Source organism: Streptomyces sp. NPDC088116, from assembly GCF_044741745.1.
In the GTDB taxonomy this organism is placed as follows: Bacteria; Actinomycetota; Actinomycetes; order Streptomycetales; family Streptomycetaceae; genus Streptomyces.
Genome location: NZ_JBIUTF010000005.1, coordinates 377,617 through 397,098, shown reverse-complemented (window position 1 = coordinate 397,098; position 19,482 = coordinate 377,617). Strand labels below are relative to the sequence as shown.

At 68.7% G+C, this 19,482-nt stretch carries 16 protein-coding genes and 1 riboswitch; of the genes, 7 read left to right on the top strand and 9 right to left on the bottom strand.

Features of this window, described 5'->3' with window-relative positions; translation table 11 throughout:
* Positions 1 to 150 precede the first annotated feature (150 nt).
* The 4 genes from cydD to hisC all read right to left on the bottom strand — a co-directional run bounded on the left by cydD (position 151) and on the right by hisC (position 7,603).
* On the bottom strand, positions 151 to 3,717 hold the full coding sequence (gene cydD / locus ACIOJD_RS22300; RefSeq protein ID WP_401916333.1) for a thiol reductant ABC exporter subunit CydD: 3,567 nt from the start codon (positions 3,715 to 3,717) through the stop codon (positions 151 to 153).
* Between the two features lie 29 nt (positions 3,718 to 3,746).
* Positions 3,747 to 4,745: a cytochrome d ubiquinol oxidase subunit II gene (gene cydB, locus ACIOJD_RS22295; protein WP_401916330.1), complete on the bottom strand. Its 999-nt coding sequence runs from the start codon at positions 4,743 to 4,745 to the stop codon at positions 3,747 to 3,749.
* Between the two features lie 14 nt (positions 4,746 to 4,759).
* The gene (locus tag ACIOJD_RS22290) at positions 4,760 to 6,268 is read right to left on the bottom strand and encodes a cytochrome ubiquinol oxidase subunit I (protein WP_401916329.1); all 1,509 of its coding nucleotides are present in this window, start codon (positions 6,266 to 6,268) and stop codon (positions 4,760 to 4,762) included.
* A 255-nt stretch (positions 6,269 to 6,523) separates the two neighbouring features.
* On the bottom strand, positions 6,524 to 7,603 hold the full coding sequence (gene hisC / locus ACIOJD_RS22285) for a histidinol-phosphate transaminase (protein WP_401916327.1): 1,080 nt from the start codon (positions 7,601 to 7,603) through the stop codon (positions 6,524 to 6,526).
* A gap of 408 nt (positions 7,604 to 8,011) precedes the next feature.
* Here hisC and ACIOJD_RS22280 point away from each other — a divergent pair, with 408 nt between their 5' ends.
* The 3 genes from ACIOJD_RS22280 (at position 8,012) to ACIOJD_RS22270 (ending at position 11,446) form a co-directional block, all read left to right on the top strand.
* Entirely contained in the window at positions 8,012 to 9,124 is a 1,113-nt protein-coding gene (locus ACIOJD_RS22280) for a LacI family DNA-binding transcriptional regulator (protein WP_401916323.1), read from the top strand.
* A 244-nt stretch (positions 9,125 to 9,368) separates the two neighbouring features.
* Positions 9,369 to 10,469, top strand: coding sequence for a metallophosphoesterase (locus ACIOJD_RS22275; RefSeq protein WP_401916320.1), 1,101 nt, complete (start codon positions 9,369 to 9,371; stop codon positions 10,467 to 10,469).
* A gap of 146 nt (positions 10,470 to 10,615) precedes the next feature.
* The gene (locus tag ACIOJD_RS22270) at positions 10,616 to 11,446 is read left to right on the top strand and encodes a hypothetical protein (protein ID WP_401916317.1); all 831 of its coding nucleotides are present in this window, start codon (positions 10,616 to 10,618) and stop codon (positions 11,444 to 11,446) included.
* A 62-nt stretch (positions 11,447 to 11,508) separates the two neighbouring features.
* Here ACIOJD_RS22270 and thiC read toward each other — a convergent pair whose 3' ends face one another.
* Entirely contained in the window at positions 11,509 to 13,332 is a 1,824-nt protein-coding gene (gene thiC, locus ACIOJD_RS22265; protein ID WP_401916314.1) for a phosphomethylpyrimidine synthase ThiC, read from the bottom strand.
* Positions 13,325 to 13,469, bottom strand: a riboswitch (TPP riboswitch). It overlaps the preceding gene by 8 nt.
* 80 nt (positions 13,470 to 13,549) lie before the next feature.
* Between thiC and ACIOJD_RS22260 the strand changes: the two genes are divergently transcribed.
* Positions 13,550 to 15,019, top strand: coding sequence for a YibE/F family protein (locus ACIOJD_RS22260; RefSeq protein ID WP_401916312.1), 1,470 nt, complete (start codon positions 13,550 to 13,552; stop codon positions 15,017 to 15,019).
* 130 nt (positions 15,020 to 15,149) lie between these two features.
* Here the strand turns inward: ACIOJD_RS22260 and ACIOJD_RS22255 are convergent, their stop codons facing one another.
* From ACIOJD_RS22255 to ACIOJD_RS22240, 4 genes are all read right to left on the bottom strand, one after another.
* A complete protein-coding gene (locus ACIOJD_RS22255) occupies positions 15,150 to 15,584 on the bottom strand; it encodes an SsgA family sporulation/cell division regulator (RefSeq protein WP_401882471.1) in 435 nt (144 codons plus the stop codon).
* A 102-nt stretch (positions 15,585 to 15,686) separates the two neighbouring features.
* A complete protein-coding gene (locus tag ACIOJD_RS22250) occupies positions 15,687 to 16,457 on the bottom strand; it encodes an IclR family transcriptional regulator (protein WP_401916309.1) in 771 nt (256 codons plus the stop codon).
* Positions 16,458 to 16,742: 285 nt separating this feature from the next.
* A complete protein-coding gene (locus tag ACIOJD_RS22245; protein WP_401916306.1) occupies positions 16,743 to 16,961 on the bottom strand; it encodes a DUF5326 family protein in 219 nt (72 codons plus the stop codon).
* A 137-nt stretch (positions 16,962 to 17,098) separates the two neighbouring features.
* Entirely contained in the window at positions 17,099 to 17,416 is a 318-nt protein-coding gene (locus ACIOJD_RS22240) for a cupin domain-containing protein (RefSeq protein WP_401916304.1), read from the bottom strand.
* Between the two features lie 15 nt (positions 17,417 to 17,431).
* Between ACIOJD_RS22240 and ACIOJD_RS22235 the strand changes: the two genes are divergently transcribed.
* The 3 genes from ACIOJD_RS22235 to ACIOJD_RS22225 are packed head-to-tail and all read left to right on the top strand — an operon-like array spanning position 17,432 to position 19,477.
* Complete coding sequence (locus ACIOJD_RS22235) at positions 17,432 to 17,812, top strand: phage holin family protein (protein WP_401916302.1); 381 nt, start codon at positions 17,432 to 17,434, stop codon at positions 17,810 to 17,812.
* Between the two features lie 7 nt (positions 17,813 to 17,819).
* Positions 17,820 to 18,359, top strand: a complete 540-nt coding sequence (locus ACIOJD_RS22230; protein ID WP_401916299.1) for a low molecular weight protein-tyrosine-phosphatase — start codon at positions 17,820 to 17,822, stop codon at positions 18,357 to 18,359.
* Entirely contained in the window at positions 18,356 to 19,477 is a 1,122-nt protein-coding gene (locus tag ACIOJD_RS22225) for a cystathionine gamma-lyase (protein WP_401916296.1), read from the top strand. Before ACIOJD_RS22230 ends, ACIOJD_RS22225 begins: the two co-directional genes overlap by 4 nt.
* Positions 19,478 to 19,482 lie beyond the last annotated feature (5 nt).

Here is a 19,482-nt window from a genome sequence, read left to right as displayed (position 1 = left end):
GAGCCTAGTAAGTCCCATTTGATAGGGAAAGTTGACTTCTGTACACCACGCCGGGTGCCGGCTTCCGCGTCTGTCCCGGCATCGCCCGAGTGCCGCCCGTTGCCGGGCCTGTGCGCCACCCCGCGTGCCGGTGGCGCCCCTTGCCCAGGTCTACGCGCCACCCCACGGACCGGTCCCGGCTCCGGCCCGTGCGTCGAGCAGATCACCGGCGCGCTCCCGCTCCAGCATCCGCCGCAGTGGCCCCTCGTCGGCGGCCAGTTCGGCGTACGAGCCGCGCTGTACGCAACGGCCTCCGTCCAGCACGATCACCTCGTCTACCGTGTCGAGCCCCTGAAGCCGGTGCGTGATGAGCAGCGTCGTCCGCCCCTCGGTCGCCGCCAGCAGGTCGGCCGTCAGCGCGTCCGCCGTGGCCAGGTCCAGATGTTCCGCGGGCTCGTCCAGGACCAGCACGGGGAAGTCGGCCAGCAGCGCGCGGGCCAGCGCGAGCCGCTGCCTCTGTCCGCCGGACAGCTGGGCGCCGTACTCGCCGACCAGCGTGTCGAGGCCCGCGGGCAGGGCGTCGACCCAGTCGAGCAGCCGGGCCCGCCGCAGGGCGTCGCGCAGTTCGTCCTCGGTCGCGTCCGTACGGGCGAGCCGGAGGTTCTCCCGTACGGAACTGTCGAAGAGGTGCGCGTCCTGGGCGCACAGCCCGACGAAGCGCCGGACGGTGTCCCCGTCGAGGGTGGCCGCGTCCGTACCGCCGAGGCCGTACGTCCCCTCACGCACGTCCAGGAAGCGCAGCAGCACCTGGGCGAGCGTGCTCTTGCCCGAACCCGAGGGTCCGACGACGGCGACGCGCCTCCCGGCGGTCAGCGTCAGGTCGAGGCCGCCGACCGCGTCCCGCCGCTGCCCCGCGTACCGCGCGGACAGCCCCCGCACCTCCAGCGGGAACGGCGATACGGGCACGGAGGCGGGCCACTCCGGCTCGTGTACGGGCACGGGGGCGTCCAGTACCTCGCACACCCGCTCCGCTCCCCGCCTGGACCGCTGCCGGTAGCGCACGGCGAGCGGCAGTCCGGTGACCGCCTCGAACGCGGCGAGCGGGGTCAGTACGATCACGGCCAGCTCGACGCCCGCGAGCCGTCCGTCGTGTACGGCCCGGACCCCCACGACCGAGGCCGCTGCCACGGTCAGCCCGCAGGCCAGGGCGGAGAGTCCGGCGCCGAGCCCGAGGGCGGTGGCGCCCCGCGACGCGATGGCCGTCAGCGTCCCGTCGGCCTCGCGCACCTGGCGCATACGCCGCTTGAGCGCGCCCGCGACGGTCAACTCCGCGGTGCCCCTGAGCAGATCGGTGACCCGGGTGGCCAGCAGTCCGCGTGCCGGGGCCAGTTGCCTCTCCGCTCGGCGCGCGGTGGCGCCGCTCAGGAGCGGCACGCCCACACCGGCGACGAGCAGCCCGACGGCCAGTACGGCACCCGTCTCCGGCAGCAGCCACGCGGTGAATCCGACGGCGCCCGCACCGACGAGCAGGGCGGTGCCGACCGGGAGCAGCCACCGGAGCCAGTAGTCCTGGAGCTCGTCCACATCGGCGACGAGCCGGGACAGCAGATCCCCGCGCCGGGCCGTGCGCAGCCCGGCGGGCGCGATGCGCTCCAGCCGCCGGTAGACGGAGACCCTGAGGTCGGCGAGCATCCTGAGCACCGCGTCGTGCGACACGAGCCGCTCGGCGTACCGGAAGACGGCCCGGCCGATCCCGAAGGCGCGGGTCGCCGTGACCGCGACCATCAGGTAGAGAACGGGCGGCTGCTCGGAAGCGCGCGAGATGAGCCAGCCGGACACCGCCATGAGCCCGACCGCGGAACCGAGGGCGCAACTCCCGAGGAGCAGGGCGAGCGCGAAGCGGCCGCGGAGCGTCCCGGCAGCGGCCCGCATCCGGGCGAGCGGATCCCGGGACGACGCGGCGGACCCGTCGGCCGCGTCGAAGGTGATACGTACGGCGGGTTCGGCGGCAGCGGACCCCATGGCCGCGGCGGTCCCCGTGACCAGGCCCGCCTCCACGCTCCGAAGCGCTGCCGCCCCCTCACCGAAGCCGGCTTCCCCGGCGGGCCGCGCTGCCAGCGGGATCACCCGGTCCGCCAGCGCGAGCAGCGCCGGCCGGTGGACAACCAGCAGCACCGTACGGCCCGCCGTCAGCCGGCGTACCGCGTCCACGATGCCCGCTTCGGTCTCCCCGTCGAGCGCCGCCGTGGGCTCGTCCAGCAGCAGCAGCGGCCGGTCGGCGAGAAACGCCCGTGCCAGCGCGAGCCGTTGGCGCTGACCGGCCGAGAGCCCAGCCCCGTCCTCGCCAAGTACGGTCTCCAGGCCCTGGGGGAGCGCCGCCACGAAGGCGTCCGCCCCCGCGTTCCGCAGCGCCTCCCGTACCTCCGTGTCGTCCGCGTCCGGCCGGGCCAGGCGTACGTTCTCCGCGATCGTCCCCGCGAAGACGTGCGGCTGCTGCGGGACCCATGCGATCCGTTCCCGCCAGCGGTCCAGGTCGAGGGACGACAGCTCCCGGCCGTCCACCCGGACGTGGCCCTCGTCGGGTACGGCGAACCCGAGCAGCACATTGAGCAGCGTGGTCTTCCCGATGCCGCTCGGACCGACCAGGGCGACCGTCTCCCCCGGCTCCACGGTCAGTGTGGCCGCGTCCAGCGAGGGTTCCGTACGCCCGTGATGGCGGACCGTCACACCGTCCAGCTCCAGCCGCAGCGCCTCGGGGACCTCTCCCGTACCCCCCGCCGAAGGCTCCGTCTCCAGGACCGTGAAGATCTCCTCGGCGGCCGAGAGTCCCTCGGCCGCCGCGTGGTACTGCGCCCCCACCTGCCTGATCGGCAGATACGCCTCGGGCGCCAGGATCAGCACCACCAGGCCGGTGTACAGATCGAGGTCGCCATGGACGAGCCGCATGCCGATGCCGACCGCGACCAGCGCGACCGACAGCGTCGAGAGCAGTTCCAGCGCGAATGACGACAGGAAGGCGATCCGCAGCGTACGCAGGGTGGCCTGCCGGTACTCCGAGGTGATCGTACGGATCGACTCGGCCTGCGCCTTGGCCCGGCCGAACACCTTGAGGGTCGGCAGTCCGGCGACCACATCCAGGAAGTGGCCCGACAGCCGGGACAGCAGCCGCCACTGACGGTCCATCCGGGACTGGGTGGCCCAGCCGATGAGCACCATGAACATCGGAATCAGCGGCAGGGTCACCACGATGACGGCCGCCGAGACCCAGTCCTCGGTGACGATCCGCGCCAGGACCGCGACCGGTACCACCACCGCGAGCCCCAACTGCGGCAGATAACGCGAGAAGTAGTCGTCCAGGGCGTCGACGCCGCGCGTGGCGAGCGCGACCAGCGAGCCGGTGCGCTGTCCGGTCAGCCAACCGGGCCCCAGTTCGGCCGCGCGGTCCAGCAGCCGGCCGCGCAGTTCGGACTTGACGGCGGCTCCGGCCCGATGGGCCGCCAGCTCGGTCAGCCAGGAGACCAGACCGCGCCCGACGGCGACCGCCACCAGCAGAAGCAGCGGAGTGCGCAGACCGGAGCCGTCGGATCCATGCTGGAAGGCGCCCACCACCACCTCGGCGATCAGCATCGCCTGGGCGACGACCAGCCCCGCACCGGCCAGCCCCAGAACCACCACGGCTGCCAGGAAGAAACGGGTGGCCCGTGCGTACCGGAGCAGACGCGGGTTGATTGGTTTCACGTGAAACACCTACTCCTACGGCGTATCCGCTACGCGCCGGCGATGTGCTGGGTACCGATCCGCTTACGGAACACCCAGTACGTCCAGCCCTGGTAGAGCAGCACGACCGGCGTCGCGATCCCCGCGCACCAGGTCATGATCTTCAGGGTGTACGGACTGGACGAGGCGTTCGTGACCGTGAGGCTCCACGTCTCGTTCAGCGAGGACGGCAGGACGTTCGGGAACAGCGTCAGGAAGAGCATCGAGACGGCGGCCACGATCGTCACCCCGGAGAACGCGAACGACCAGCCCTCGCGCCCCGCCGCGATGGCCCCGATCGCGACGACCAGCGCGGCCATGGCGACGATCATCGCGACAAGGCTCTTGCCGTCACCAATGTCGGCCTGGGTCCAGAGCAGGAAGCCGAGCGTCACGACGGCGGTGACCGCCCCCAGGACGAGCGCGAGCCTCCTCGCCCGGTCCCGGATGTCCCCCACCGTCTTGAGCGCGGCGAACACCGCACCGTGGAAGGTGAAGAGGGTCAGGGTCACCAGCCCGCCCAGAATCGCGTACGGGCTGAACAGATCCCCGAGGTTCCCGACGAACTCCTTGTGCGCGTCGATCTTCATGCCGTGGACGATGTTGCCGAACACGACCCCCCACAGCACGGCGGGAATCAGCGAGGTCCAGAAGATCGTGTGCTCCCAGTTGCGCTGCCACTTCTCCTCGGCCCGCTTGGCCCGGTACTCGAAGGCGACACCGCGCAGGATCAGACAGATCAGGATGAGCAGCGTCGGCAGGTAGAAGCCCGAGAAGAGCGTGGCGTACCAGTCGGGGAAGGCGGCGAAGGTGCCACCCACGGCGCTCAGCAGCCAGACCTCGTTGCCGTCCCAGACGGGCCCGATGGTGTTGATGAGGACCCGCCGCTCCTTGCGGTCGCGGGCCAGCAGCTTGGTCAGGACCCCGATGCCGAAGTCGAAGCCTTCGAGGAAGAAGTAGCCGATCCAGAGAACGGCGATCAGGACGAACCAGACGTCGTGGAGTTCCATAGCTCCTCAACTCCTCAGTACGAGAAGGCCATCGGCCGGTCGGCGTCCGTGTGGTCGCCGCCGATCTTGGTGGGCGGGTTGAGGTCGTCGTCCGTGAGATCGGGCGGCCCGGCCTTGACGTACTTCACCATCAGCTTGACCTCGATGACCGCGAGAACCGCGTACAGCAGGGTGAAGACGATCATCGAGATGAGCACTTCGACCTGGGAGACGCCGGGGGAGACCGCGTCGGACGTACGCAGCACTCCGTACACGACCCAGGGCTGGCGTCCCGTCTCGGTGAAGATCCAGCCCCAGGAGTTGGCGATCAGCGGGAAGAGCAGCGTCCAGAGGGCGGTGATCCAGTACCACTTGGCGAACTTCGGACTGAGCGCCTTGTTGCGGAAGAGCACCAGATTCGGCACTTCGTCCTCCCCCGTCCGCAGCGCGGGTGGCAGCAGGAACCTCTTACGGGTCAGCCAGAGACCGAGCAGGCCGATGGCGAAGGACGCCATTCCGAACCCGATCATCCAGCGGAAGCCCCAGTAGGCGACGGGGATGTTGGGCCGGTAGTCGCCGGGGCCGTACTTCTCCTGTTCGGCCTTGTTGACGTCGTTGATGCCGGGGACGTGCGAGGTGAAGTCGTTGTTGGCGAGGAAGGAGAGCAGCCCGGGGATCTCGATGGCGACATCGTTGCGCCCCTTCTCGACGTCCCCGTAGGCGAACACGGAGAACGGAGCGGGCGCCTCGCCCTCCCAGAGAGCCTCGGCGGCGGCCATCTTCATCGGCTGCTGCTTGAACATGACCTTGCCGAGGGTGTCGCCGCTGATCGCGGTGAACATTCCGGCGATCACGACGGTGATCAGGCCGAGACGCAGCGAGGTCCGCATCACCGGGATGTGCTTCTTGCGGGCCAGGTGGAAGGCCGCGATTCCGACCATGAAGGCGCCGCCGACCAGGAAAGCAGCCGTGAGGGTGTGGAAGAACTGGGTGAGCGCGGTGTCCTGGGTGAGCACCTTCCAGAAGTCGGTGAGCTCGGCCCGCCCCGATTCCTTGTTGATCCGGTAGCCGACCGGGTGCTGCATCCAGGAGTTGGCCGCCAGGATGAAGTACGCCGAGAGGATCGTGCCGATCGAGACCATCCACATGCAGGCCAGGTGGATCTTCTTCGGGAGCTTGTCCCAGCCGAAGATCCACAGTCCGATGAAGGTGGACTCGAAGAAGAAGGCGATGAGCGCCTCGAAGGCGAGCGGGGCGCCGAAGACGTCACCGACGAACCGCGAGTAGTCGGACCAGTTCATCCCGAACTGGAACTCCTGGACGATGCCGGTGACGACACCCATCGCGATGTTGATCAGGAACAGCTTGCCCCAGAACTTGGTCGCCTTGAGGTACTTGGGATTCTCCGTACGGACCCAGGCGGTCTCCAGTCCCGCCGTGATCGCGGCGAGCGAGATCGTCAGGGGGACGAAGAGGAAGTGGTAGACGGTGGTGATGCCGAACTGCCAGCGCGCCAGGGTCTCCGGCGCCAGTGCGAGCTCCACGTCGCTTCTCCTTTCTCCTTGCATCGCCGCGATCAGACGGCAGTTTGCCCCTTTCGCCCCGCACGTAAGGGCCGGAACCGGGACACGCTTGTGAACGCGTTCACATTCACAAGCATTATGTCGTACCGGCTTTCGGATCTTCATGGGGGGGTCCCTCTGACAAACGCAGGACCGTCCCGCGTCAAGAGCGCGAACAGGGGGACGGCTTGAAAACGACCGTCCCCCGCCTGCCGCCCGACCGCCTTCCGGCCCCGGCTACAGCTCCTTGCGGAACGCCTCGGCCGACCGCAGGAACAGGTCGTTGGCCTCGGGTTCGCCGATCGTGACCCGTACCCCCTCGCCCGCGAAGGGCCGTACGACCACGCCCGCCGCCTCACACGCCGCCGCGAAATCGAGCGTGCGCCCGCCGAGCCGCAGCCAGACGAAATTGGCCTGTGTCACGGGTACGGTCCACCCCTGGTCGACCAGCCCCTGGTACACCCGCGCGCGCTCGGCGACCAGCGCGCCGACCCGCCCCATCAGTTCGTCCTCGGCCCGCAGCGAGGCGACCGCCGCCTCCTGTGCGATCTGGCTCACACCGAAGGGGACCGCGGTCTTGCGCAGCGCGGCGGCCACCGGCTCATGGGCGATCGCGAAACCGACCCGCAGCCCCGCCAGCCCGTACGCCTTGGAGAAGGTACGCAGCACGGCCACATTCGGGCGGTCACGGTAGAGGTCGACACCGTCCGGCACCTCGGCGTCACGGATGAACTCGCGGTACGCCTCGTCCAGCACCACCAGCACATCGCCCGGCACCCGGTCGAGGAACCGTTCCAGCTCGGCCCTGCGCACCACCGTGCCGGTCGGGTTGTTGGGGTTGCAGACGAAGATCAGCCGGGTCCGGTCGGTGATCGCGTCGGCCATCGCGTCCAGGTCGTGCACCTCGTCGGCGGTCAGCGGCACCTTTATGGAGGACGCGCCGGAGATCTGGGTGATGATCGGGTACGCCTCGAAGGAGCGCCAGGCGTAGATGACCTCGTCACCGGGGCCCGCGGTGGCCTGGAGCAGTTGCTGGGCGACACCCACCGAGCCCGTGCCGGTCGCCAGGTGCGAGACGGGCACCCCGAAGCGGTCGGCCAGCTCGTTCGTCAGGCCGGTACAGGCCAGGTCCGGGTAGCGGTTGAAGACCCCGGCGGCCGAGATCGCCTGCTCCATCACCCCGGGAAGCGGCGGATACGGGTTCTCGTTGGAGGACAGCTTGTACGCGACGGGCCCGCCGGACGCCGCCGGCTTGCCCGGCTTGTACGTGGGAACGCCGTCCAGCTCGGCTCGCAGCTTGGGGCTCGTCTCGCTCACCGCAGGTCCTCCTCGACCGTTCACTGGTCCATACCGCTTCAGTACTGCTCACGCCACCGCTTCAATACTGCTCACCCTATGAGGATTCGTGGCCGCTGCGAATGGCGGGCATCGTGAAAGCGTGCACACGGCAGGGAGACGGCCCAGGGGGAGCACATGCGGCCCTGACGCGCGCCGGTGGCTCGCGCCGTGGCGCGCGTCGCCCGTAGTGGTGAGTTGAGACCTCTTCGAAACATGTGCCCTTCGACAGGTCTATCCCGCTCGTTGCATGGAAGAACACATCTGCACCCCCCAACCTCCTCGCCTTCCAAGGCTGTTGGGTATTTTCGACCATGCAGAAACGTAACTGCGTACGGGTGAATATGCGACCGGCCCTACCGCCCGCCCGAGCCCTACTATCGGCTCGCCATGACAGCAGCAGGGAAACACCAGGTGAGCCGGACGGACACAACCCGCCGGAGCAGCCGGCAAGGTCGGGCGGGCATCCGGGACGTGGCCGCCGCAGCCGGTGTCTCCATCACGACTGTCTCGGACGCGCTCAACGGCAAGGGCCGGTTACCCGACGCCACCCGACGCCATGTCCGAGAAGTCGCAGAGCGCCTCGGCTACCGGCCTTCGGCCGCGGCCCGAACCCTCCGTACCGGCAAATCGGGCCTGATCGGCCTGACCGTGACGACGTACGGGGATGAACCTTTCACCTTCACCGAGTTCGCCTACTTCGCCGAGATGGCCAGGGCCGCGACCTCCGCCGCGCTCGCCCGCGGCTACGCCCTCGTCATCCTCCCCGCCACATCCCGCCATGACGTCTGGTCGAACGTCGCCCTCGACGGCACCGTCGTCATCGACCCCTCCGACCACGATCCGGTGGTCACCGAACTCGTCCGCCAGGGCCTTCCCGTCGTCTCCGACGGCCGGCCCGCGGGCACCCTCCCCGTCACCGCCTGGGTCGACAACGACCACGAGGAAGCCGTCCTCGGCCTCCTCGACCATCTCGCCGACGCCGGAGCCCGCCGTATCGGCCTCCTCACCGGCACCACCACGGACACCTACACCCGGCTCTCCACCACCGCGTATCTACAGTGGTGCGAGCGCGTCGGCCAGGACCCGGTCTACGAGTCCTACCCCGCTCACGACCCGTGCGCCGGGGCCGTCGCCGCCGACCGGCTACTGGCCCGCCCCGACCGCCCCGACGCCGTCTACGGGCTCTTCGACCCCAACGGCACCGATCTGCTCGCCGCCGCCCGGCGGTACGGGCTGCGCGTACCCGAGGACCTGCTGCTGGTCTGCTGCAGCGAGTCCACCGTGTACGCCTCCACCGAACCGCCCATCACGACACTCTCGCTCAAACCACGCCGTATCGGCACCGCCGTCATCCAGCTCCTCATCGACGCCATCGAAGGTCTCGACACCGGTCGGCCGGTCGAGCAGGTCATACCGACCGAACTGATCGTCCGGACCTCGTCACAAAGGCGTCCGCCACGCACCACGGTGAGCGCGCCCCGGTCCCCCACGGGCGATTGACCGAGTCACCCAGGGGATCTCCGAAGGACCAGACCATTCGCATATCGGATGACCCATGCGAAAACGGTCGTAGATCCGGCGGTGCAATCGGATTCACCACCCCTGGTGCGTCACAGAGGGCGAGCGGCATTCCTATGATGGGCGCACGACACCACGGACCTTGTCTTATCGCCGGTGGGCTCACCCCCACCGGACCGGCGAGGGCCGAGAGGTGTACGGCGGCACGACGGTGGTGGAGGGGTCGATGACACAGGGGGCCGGCCAGGGACCTGTGGTGCGTACGGCGACGTTGCGCGACTTCCGCGTACCGCCTTACGCCCAGGTTCCCGTGCAGTCAGGAGAGCCCGGGGAGACGGGCCCCGTTGCCGGTGGCCCGTCGGGGCATCCCGGCAACGCGGTCCCGAACAACGAGCCGCCGGAGGGCTACACGCCCACCGCACGCGATCTGCCGGTGATCAACCGCGGGGACACGCTCCAAGTGCCCGTGGCCGCCGCCGAGACGAGCGGGCCCGACGGTCACGGCCCGCTCTATGTCGTCGGCGACGTACACGGCTACCTCGCCGAGCTCGTCGCCGCGCTGTCCGAGCAGAACCTCATCGACGCGGACGGCCACTGGGCGGCGGGCAACGCCCGTCTCTGGTTCCTCGGCGACTTCACCGACCGCGGCCCCGACGGCATCGGCGTCATCGACCTCGTCATGCGGCTCTCCGCCGAGGCGGCCGCCGCCGGCGGCTACTGCAAGGCCCTGATGGGCAATCACGAACTGCTGCTCATCGGCGCGAAGCGGTTCGGCGACACCCACGTCAACTCCGGTGCGGGTACCGCCACCTTCCAGGCCGCGTGGCTCCTCAACGGCGGCCAGCGCACCGACATGGAGCGCCTCCAGGATGTCCATCTCCAGTGGATGTCCCGGCTCGACGCGGTCGTCGAGCAGGACGGGCATCTGCTGATGCACTCCGACACCACGGCTTATCTGGACTACGGATCCACCATCGAGGACGTGAACGAGACCGTTCATCAAATCCTCACCCGCAATGACGCCGACGAATGCTGGGATTTGTTCCGCAAGCTCACCAAACGCTTCGCGTTCCGTGACGAGGGCGGCCCGCAGGCCGTTCAGGAACTGCTCTCCCGGTACGGCGGCCACCGGGTCGTCCACGGCCACAGTCCGATTCCCTATCTCCTCGGCGAAGTCGGCACAGAAGACGCGTCGGACGACGAAGACGACTCGGGCCCGGCGGTGGAAGGGCCGCACGTATATGCCGACGGACTTGCCATCGCCATGGACGGTGGCGTCACGATGGCGGGAAAGCTGCTGGTGGTACAGCTTCCGCTGGACAACTGAATCCACGCGGACGTGTGATTTACGCAAACCCCCTGTCACGTCGAGCCGAAACAGCTCTACCATCGGCTTATCCGTAGCAGGCTCTCCTCCGTTTCCGCCAACTGCCCGTTCCACACGGGCGAGTCGGCCTTACGGAGTATCGGGGGATGCATATGAACAGCGCTCCGCACCTGCTGAGCGAGGATCGCGCGGATTTCGAGCGGATCCTCGACGACGCACTACGCAACGCGCATGACCGTCCCGACCTCGCCGAGGTCGGGAAGCGGCTCAACGCCGAGCAACTGCGCACCATGGCCCTGAACGCCACGGCGCTGATCAGCACGGCCGCCGCCGCCGAGTACGAGCATTACGCGACGATTCGCGAGGAATCCCGCTCACCGGCCTCCGCCGCCTCAGTCCGCGATTCCGTCCTGGAGCCGGACAAGAGCGAAGGGACGGGATCCGGCGCGGGGTTCGCAGCCGTCATCACCGTGCTGGTGCCGGTTCTCGGAGGTACCGCGGCGGCGATCTTCCTGCTCGTCGGCTACCTCCTCAAAGCACTGGATCCGGCGCCCGCCTTCGCCAACAGCATGCTGGCCGTCGGCTGGTTCTTCGGTGCCATCACCGTGGTAGGCATCCTGGCCGCCGCGGTCGGCCTGCTGATCACGGCCCTGCGCAACGGAGCGACCCAGCTCCCGGCCGAGGAACCGGGTGGCGGGGAACTGCCGGACGAGGTGGGCCGGGCACGAGAAGCCTGGCGCCACGCCCTGCTGGAGCGGGGCATCCTGCCCTTCCTCCGGGCCGCCCTGGCCGACCCCAGCTCCGACCCGGCCGCCCCGGGGCCGCCCCGCTCGGTGAAGAGCCTCCCCACGATCGGCTACAGCCGCCCGAACTACTCCAGCCCCGGCGAGGGCTCCACCGCCGGCCGGCGCCCGACGTTCTCCAGCCCGGACTTCACCAGCCCCGACTTCGGCGGGCCGGAGCACAAGCCGGAGTAGCTCCGGCCCGTGCCCCGGTCCCTGGCGGCTCCCAGCCGCTCCGCGGTGCCCCGCTGCCGCGCTCAGTCGGCCAGGGGGAGGTACACGCGGTTGCCGCTCGCCGCGAACTCCTTGGACTTCTCCAGCATCCCTGCCTCCACTTCCTCGGCCGAAGCAGAGGTTGCCAGGTCAGGAGCGAACTGCTCCGTGATGCTCCTGCTGATTTTCATCGAGCAGAACTTGGGCCCGCACATCGAGCAGAAGTGCGCGGTCTTCGCCGGTTCAGCCGGCAGGGTCTCGTCGTGGAACTCCCGCGCCGTGTCCGGATCGAGAGCCAGATTGAACTGGTCCTCCCAGCGGAACTCGAACCGCGCGTCCGAGAGTGCGTCGTCCCAGTCCTGTGCCCCCGGGTGCCCCTTGGCGAGGTCCGCCGCATGAGCCGCGATCTTGTAGGTGATGACACCCGTCTTGACGTCGTCGCGGTCCGGCAGGCCGAGGTGTTCCTTGGGCGTGACGTAGCAGAGCATCGCCGTGCCCCACCACGCGATCATCGCTGCCCCGATGCCGGAGGTGATGTGGTCGTACGCCGGAGCCACATCCGTCGTCAGCGGGCCGAGTGTGTAGAACGGCGCCTCCTCGCAGATCTCCTGCTGAAGGTCGATGTTCTCCTTGATCTTGTGCATCGGGACATGTCCCGGGCCTTCGATCATCGTCTGTACACCCAGCCGCTTGGCCGTCGAGTTCAGTTCCCCCAGTGTGCGCAGCTCGGCGAACTGCGCCTCGTCGTTGGCGTCCGCGATGGATCCCGGCCGCAGGCCGTCACCCAGGGAGTACGTCACGTCGTACGCCGCGAGGATCTCGCACAGCTCCTCGAAGTTCTCGTACAGGAACGACTCCTTGTGGTGCGCGAGGCACCACGCGGCCATGATCGAGCCGCCGCGCGAGACGATGCCCGTTTTACGGCGGGCCGTCAGCGGCACGTACCGCAGCAGCACACCGGCGTGGACCGTCATGTAGTCGACGCCCTGCTCGGCCTGCTCGATGACCGTGTCCTTGTAGATGTCCCAGGTCAGCTCCTCGGCCTTGCCGTCGACCTTTTCGAGCGCCTGGTAGAGGGGCACGGTGCCGATGGGCACGGGGGAGTTGCGCAGCACCCACTCGCGGGTGGTGTGGATATTGCGGCCGGTGGAGAGGTCCATGACCGTGTCGGCGCCCCAGCGGGTCGCCCATGTCATCTTCTCCACCTCCTCCTCGATGGAGGACGTGACGGCCGAGTTGCCGATGTTGGCGTTGACCTTCACCAGGAATCGCTTGCCGATGATCATCGGCTCGATCTCCGGGTGGTTGACATTGGCCGGCAGTACGGCGCGGCCTGCGGCGATCTCCTCGCGGACGACCTCCGGGGACACGTTCTCCCGGATCGCGACGTATTCCATCTCGGAGGTGATCTCGCCGCGGCGGGCATACGTGAGCTGGGTCACCGCCTGCCCGTTCCGGCTCCGGCGCGGCCGGCGCTGCCGGCCGGGAAAGACCGCGTCCAGACCCCGCAGATCGGCCGCTCCGCTCCGGGGAAGTCCCCCGCGTGACGGCGTGTGCTTGAGCCCGTCGTCCTCCGGGCGGGCCGGGCGGCCCGCGTATTCCTCGGTGTCCCCACGCCCGATGATCCAGTTCTCCCGCAGCGGCTCGAGGCCGTGGCGTACGTCGGTGTCGACGGTGGGGTCGGTGTACGGGCCGGACGTGTCGTACAGCGTCACGTCCCTCCCGTTGGTGAGGTGCACCTGGCGGACCGGCACATGAAGATCCGGGCGTGAACCCTCGATGTATCCCTTGTGCCAGCCGATGGGCTTTCCGGCCTCGCTCGGAGTCTCCGAGCCGGAGGCAGGCGTGTGTGTGTCCTGATGGGTCATAAGACCTACTCCCTACGCCGGCATTACCCGGTAACAGGTTCAGCGGTCGGCGCAGCGCAGGGGTCCAGGAGATGCTCCCGGGCCTACACAGTCAGCGCCCTCTCAGCCCGGTGCTCCGAGCTCCCGCGTGTGCAAAGGTGCCCCCACGCTAGCGTCATTTCTGGCGTGCTGAACAGAGGGGGCACTGTTCGCTGAGCTTTCTTGCGATGATCGGTCGGTGACCCCACCACAGCAGTCCCACGATCCGCATGGCCACTCGCACAGCCATGGACCCGCCGCTCCGGTCTCCCAGCACCTTCGCAAAGTCATCGCGGCGGTCCTGATTCCCTTCGCGGCCGCCGTGGTGGTCGGGCTCGCCGTGCTCTGGCCCGGTGGTGCGCCGTCGCACGAGCGCACCGGTGTCGGCTTCGACCGGCAGACGGAGCAGGGAAGGGTGGTGCAGCTCGAACAGATCGACTGCAAGGACGTGAACGCCGCCCAGGTGCCGTCGACCGGTGACACCTCGACGCCTCAGGGGCGTGGGGCACAGCAGGCGGAGACCGGGAGGTGCAAGAAGGCGACGATCGAGGTCACGACCGGCAAGGACAAGGGACGGACCTTCCTCGAGGTCGTCCAGCCGGACGCGCCTCGGCAGTTTCACGTGAAACAAGGCGTTGTGGTGGCCTACGCCCCCGACGCTCCCCGTGATCTTCAGTACTCCGTGACGGATGTGAACCGTAAGTTCCCCATGGCCCTGCTGGCCGGGATCTTCGCACTCGCGGTCGTCGTGGTGGGACGGATGCGCGGTGTCATGGCGCTCGTCGCCCTCTCCGTCTCGTTCGCGGTGCTGACTCTGTTCATCCTGCCCGCGATTCTGCAGGGTTCGAATCCGTTGATCGTGGCGGTGATCGGGGCCAGCGCGATCATGCTGATCGCGCTCTATATGTGCCACGGTCTGACAGCTCGTACCTCCGTCGCGGTCCTCGGCACACTGATCTCGTTGCTGCTGATCGGACTGCTGGGGTCGCTTTTCATCGGCTGGGCGAGTCTGAGCGGCAACACCGATGACAACACCGGCCTGATTCACGGCCTCTATCCCGAGATCGACATGAGCGGCCTGTTGCTGGCGGGAGTCATCATCGGCTCGCTCGGCGTCCTCGACGACGTGACGGTGACACAGACCTCGGCGGTCTGGGAACTGCGCCAGGCGGACCCGTCGATGGGCCCGCGCGCCCTCTACCGGGCGGCCATCCGGATCGGCCGGGACCACATCGCCTCAGTGGTGAATACGCTCGTCCTCGCCTACGCGGGTGCGGCGCTGCCACTGCTGCTGCTCTTCTCGATCGCACAGTCGAGCATGGGCACGGTCGCCAACAGCGAGCTGGTGGCGGAAGAGATCGTCCGAACACTGGTGGGCTCGATCGGCCTGGTCGCTTCGGTGCCGGTGACCACGGCACTGGCGGCGCTGGTGGTCTCCGCCGACCGCTCGGCGCCGGGAAGTCCGGCCCCGGCCCTGCCGTCCCCCGGCCCGGAGTCGGCGGGCCCCGGGAACGCGGCACAGGGGACCGCGGGGCAGGGGGCCGCACGACCCGTGCCGGCTGCGACACCGGGACCGAGGTCGGCGGAGCCGGAGACGGTCTCCTCGTCGTCGACGCAGAACACATCGGTACGTGGGCTCGGCGGCAGCGGTCGACGCCGTAAGAAGTAGCCCGCACGTCCCGGCGGCCCACGGGCGGAAGGCTCGTGTCGCCCCGGGACCGGTCTGGGGGACATGCGGACGGGCCCGAACGGTATGCACCGTCCGGGCCCGTCCGCTTTCTCATTTCAGTTTTCTCGTTTCAGCCGGCGTTCTCCTCGGCGAGGATGCGACCGAGTTCCTCCTCCAGGTTTCCCTCGAAGTCTCCGAGGGTGCGCTCCTGACCGAGCGGGACCAGTCGGTCCGTACGGTCGAGGAAGGCCACAAGCGGCGCGGCACTCACCCGGAACAGTGCGTGATCGTCGCCGACCTGGAGCCGGATATGAACGTCGGAGAGATCTTCGGGCGCGGTCGGGGCGATATGCACATCGCCGTCCCCGCTGGGCGTATTGATGCCGTCAAGCAGCAACTCGCGCCCGAAGGTCCAGGTGACAGGGGCGTCGCCGGGCAGATGGAAGGTCATCCGCACGGCGTAGGGATCCCCCATCTCATAGTGGAGTTCCACCGGGATCCGGAACGAGAGCTCCTCGGAGACGAGGAAGCTCATCAGGACCTCGGCCTGGACCGACTCGCGCATCGTGCACTCCGGAGTAGATGAAGCATTGGCTGGGAATGATCCCCGTTGACCCTCTTGACGCAATCGTGCTGTACGCGCTAGCGGATCACAAGGAGTAGTTTTTCAGATACTGATAGAGAAGGTTAGCGAGCTCAGGAGCGATCCAATCTCTCTGCGTAACCATTCGATCGCCGGAAGTAGCCGCTCCTGCTGGTGGAAGGGTACAGAAATAGCCATAGCGGCCGCTGTGGAGCCGACCGTGATCGGCACGGCCGCGCAGACCGTGCCCAGCACATACTCCTGACGCTCCACCACCGGCTCTATCCGCCCCAGGGAGCCGATGCGCTCCAGCAGGGCGCTCCGGTCCGGCACGGAGTAGGGCGTGAGCTGGCGGACGGGATGGCGGTCCAGGTGATCGCGGCGGGATTCCTCGTCGAGCTGGCTCAGCAGACACTGCCCGATGGCATGGGCATGGGCCGTCTCCCGGAGGTCGGCCCATTGGGCGACGGCGGGAGCCGCGGGGCTGTCGGCCATGGAAATGAGTTCGATCTCACCCTCGCGGTAGACCGCAAAGTAGACCGGGGCGCCGAGCGCGTCGCGCCAGCGGCCCAGCGAGTCGGCGATCCTGTCGCGACCGTTGCGCGCGACTTCGCAGCGTGCCAGCCGCTGCACCTCGTCACCGAGTACGAAAACGCCTCTCTCCCGGCGGAGATAGCCCTCGTGCGTCAGAGTGCGCAGCAGGTGGTAGGCGGTGGGGAGATGGAGTCCGGTCTCACGCGCGAGCTGTTTCGCGGGCGCTCCGTCCGGATGGGAGCCCGCCGACTCCAACAGGCGCAGAGCCCGCTGCACCGAACCGATCAAGGTAGGAGCCGCGGTGGGTGGAGCTGTGGCCAAAGGTCACCCCCAGGCGTGCTGACGGGCGAACGCCCGCCCGCGGGGGCCGCCCCCGCGCGCCACCACACTCCTGGGGGACCAAGGAACCGGAGGAACCTGAGCGGACCCGAGGAACCCTGAGGCCCCGCCCAAAAAGATCGCACAAACCAATGGTCCGGGCGATCGTCGATGCTGCTTTCCCAGGGTGCGGCAGAGATTTGCCACTCTAGGGGCAGGTCAGGGCCAGGGTTGGTTTCCCGTTCACCTTTCCCCCGGGCGGGCTAATAGGCGTACGGGCTGCCTGCCCTACCAGTCGCCACGCGAGGACGAGGACGACATGAACTTCCGTACGACATAGATCAGTCCGCCGACCAGAGCGACCAGAAGCAGCAGCTTGAACACCACTCCCACCAGGAACGTCAGCACGCTCATGATCAGCCCGCCGAACAGGACGACGACGATCGCGGGCACCGCGATCCACTTCACCCACCAGGGCAACCCCGTGAACATCTCCCGAACCGCCATCGTCCTTACCTCGCTTCGCCCAGTGCCGCACGAATCTGCCCTACGCCCTCGATGCTAGAGGCGCGGCGGCGACCACGGGGGCCTCGTATCCCTTGATCTCCCCTGATCCGACCCTGAGACGGAGCTGAGGGGTACCGTCAGCTCTCGGGCGGAGAGAAGACGACCATCACCCGCAGGTCCTCCGTGATGTGGTGGAACTTGTGCGCCACTCCGGCGGGTACGTAGACGACGCTGCCCCTGCCGACCTGTGTGGTCTCCATTCCGACCGTGATCGAGGCCCGGCCGCTCACGACGAAGTACACCTCGTCCTGCCGGTGCGGCTGCTGCGGGTCGGTCTCGCCCGCGTCCAGGGCGTACAGGCCCACGGACATGGTGCGTTCCCGCACAAACTGCAGATACGCACCGTTGTTGGCGGCGCGCTCCGCCTCCAGCTCATCCAGTCGGAATGCCTTCATGCCACGATCAGACACATGAAGAATTTCGTAGTCAAGACGCTGGCCAACGCGATAGCCCTGGCGGTGGCGATCTGGCTGATCGCGGACATCACGCTGACCGGCGGCACCACAGGCAAGAAGGCACTGACGCTGGTGCTCGTGGCCCTGATCTTCGGCCTGGTGAACTTCATCGTCAAGCCGGTCGTGAAGCTGCTGACGCTGCCCTTGTTCATCCTCACACTCGGGCTGATCACCTTGGTGGTCAACGCCCTGATGCTGCTGCTGACCTCGTGGCTCGCCGACACGCTGGACCTGAGCTTCCACGTGGACGGCTTCTGGGCGGCCGTGCTCGGTGGCCTGATCATCTCGATCGTGTCGTGGGCGCTGAATATCGTGCTCCCCGACGACAAGGACTGACCGCCTCATGAGTTCCGCGTACCGCGTCTGCTTCGTCTGCACGGGCAACATCTGCCGCTCTCCCATCGCCGAGGCTGTCTTCCGCGCACGGCTGACGGAGGCAGGGCTGGACAGCCGGGTCGAGGTGGACAGCGCCGGCACCGACGGCTGGCACGAGGGGGACGGCGCCGATCCGCGCGCCCTGTCCGTCCTGAACGCGCGCGGCTACCCGAGCGACCACTCCGCACGGCGGTTCCGCGCCTCGTGGTTCCCGCTTCTCGACCTGGTGATCGCGCTGGACGAAGGACATCTGCGGGAGCTGCGGCGACTGGCGCCGACGCCCGAGGCCGCCGCGAAAGTACGGCTGCTGCGCTCCTACGACCCCGCCGTGGGGCCGCTGGACGACCCGCCGGACACGCGGTCCGGCGCCGCTCGGCCCATGGACCTCGGAGTGCCCGATCCGTATTACGGCGGTATGGACGGATTCGAGAAGTGCCTGGAAATGGTGGAGGCGGCGTGCGACGGGCTCCTCGCCACCGTACGAGACGCGATCGAGGAGGCCGCATGACCATCGGGGACGGCACACGAGCGGTACGGGCCGGGCTGCCCGACCCGGTGAGACACGAACCGACCCTGCCCGGACCGGTCTTCGCCGCCCACTTCCATCTGCCGGGCGAGCCGACGGGCCCGTACACCTACGGCCGGGACGAGAACCCGACCTGGACCCATCTGGAACGGGCCATCGGCGAGCTGGAAGCACCGGGGGAGCCGGTCGAGACCGTCGCCTTCGCCTCCGGAATGGCCGCGATCTCCGCGGTCCTCTTCTCCCAGCTGCGAGCCGACGACGCGGTCGTCCTGCCGAACGACGGGTATCAGGCCCTGCCACTGCTGCGGGAGCGTCTCGAGGCGTACGGCGTGGAGGTGCGGACCGCGCCGACCGGGGACGGTGCCCAACTGCGTGTCCTGGACGGGGCGCGGCTGCTCTGGATCGAGACGCCGTCCAACCCCGGGCTCGATGTCTGTGACGTACGGCGCCTGGTCCGCGAGGCGCACGCCGCCGGCGCTCTGGTGGCCGTCGACAACACGCTCGCCACCCCGCTGGGCCAGCGACCGCTGGAGCTGGGCGCGGACTTCTCCGTGGCCAGTGACACCAAGGGAATGACGGGCCACGGCGATATCCTGCTCGGCCATGTGACCAGCGGCGATCCGGAACTGGCGGCGGGCGTACGGCGTTGGCGCAAGGTCGTCGGGGCGATTCCGGGGCCGATGGAGGCCTGGCTCGCACACCGCTCGCTGGCCACGCTCCAACTGCGCGTCGACCGGCAGTGCGCGACCGCCCTGACGCTGGCCCGCGCGCTGGAGGAACGTGACGAGGTGAGCGGGCTGCGCTACCCGGGCCTGCCCGACGACCCTTCGTACCGCGTCGCCTCCCGGCAGATGCGGCGCTTCGGCTCCGTGGTGTCCTTCGTGCTACCCGACCGGGGCCGGGCCGAGCGTTTCCTGGACGGGCTGCGCCTCGTGGACGACGCGACGAGCTTCGGCGGCGTACGGTCCACGGCGGAGCGTCGCGGACGGTGGGGCGGCGACGCCGTACCGGAAGGCTTCATCCGGTTCTCCGTCGGAGCCGAGGACGCCGAGGACTTGGTCGCGGACGTGTTGCGCGCCTTGGACGAGGCAGCTCGCTGAACTGA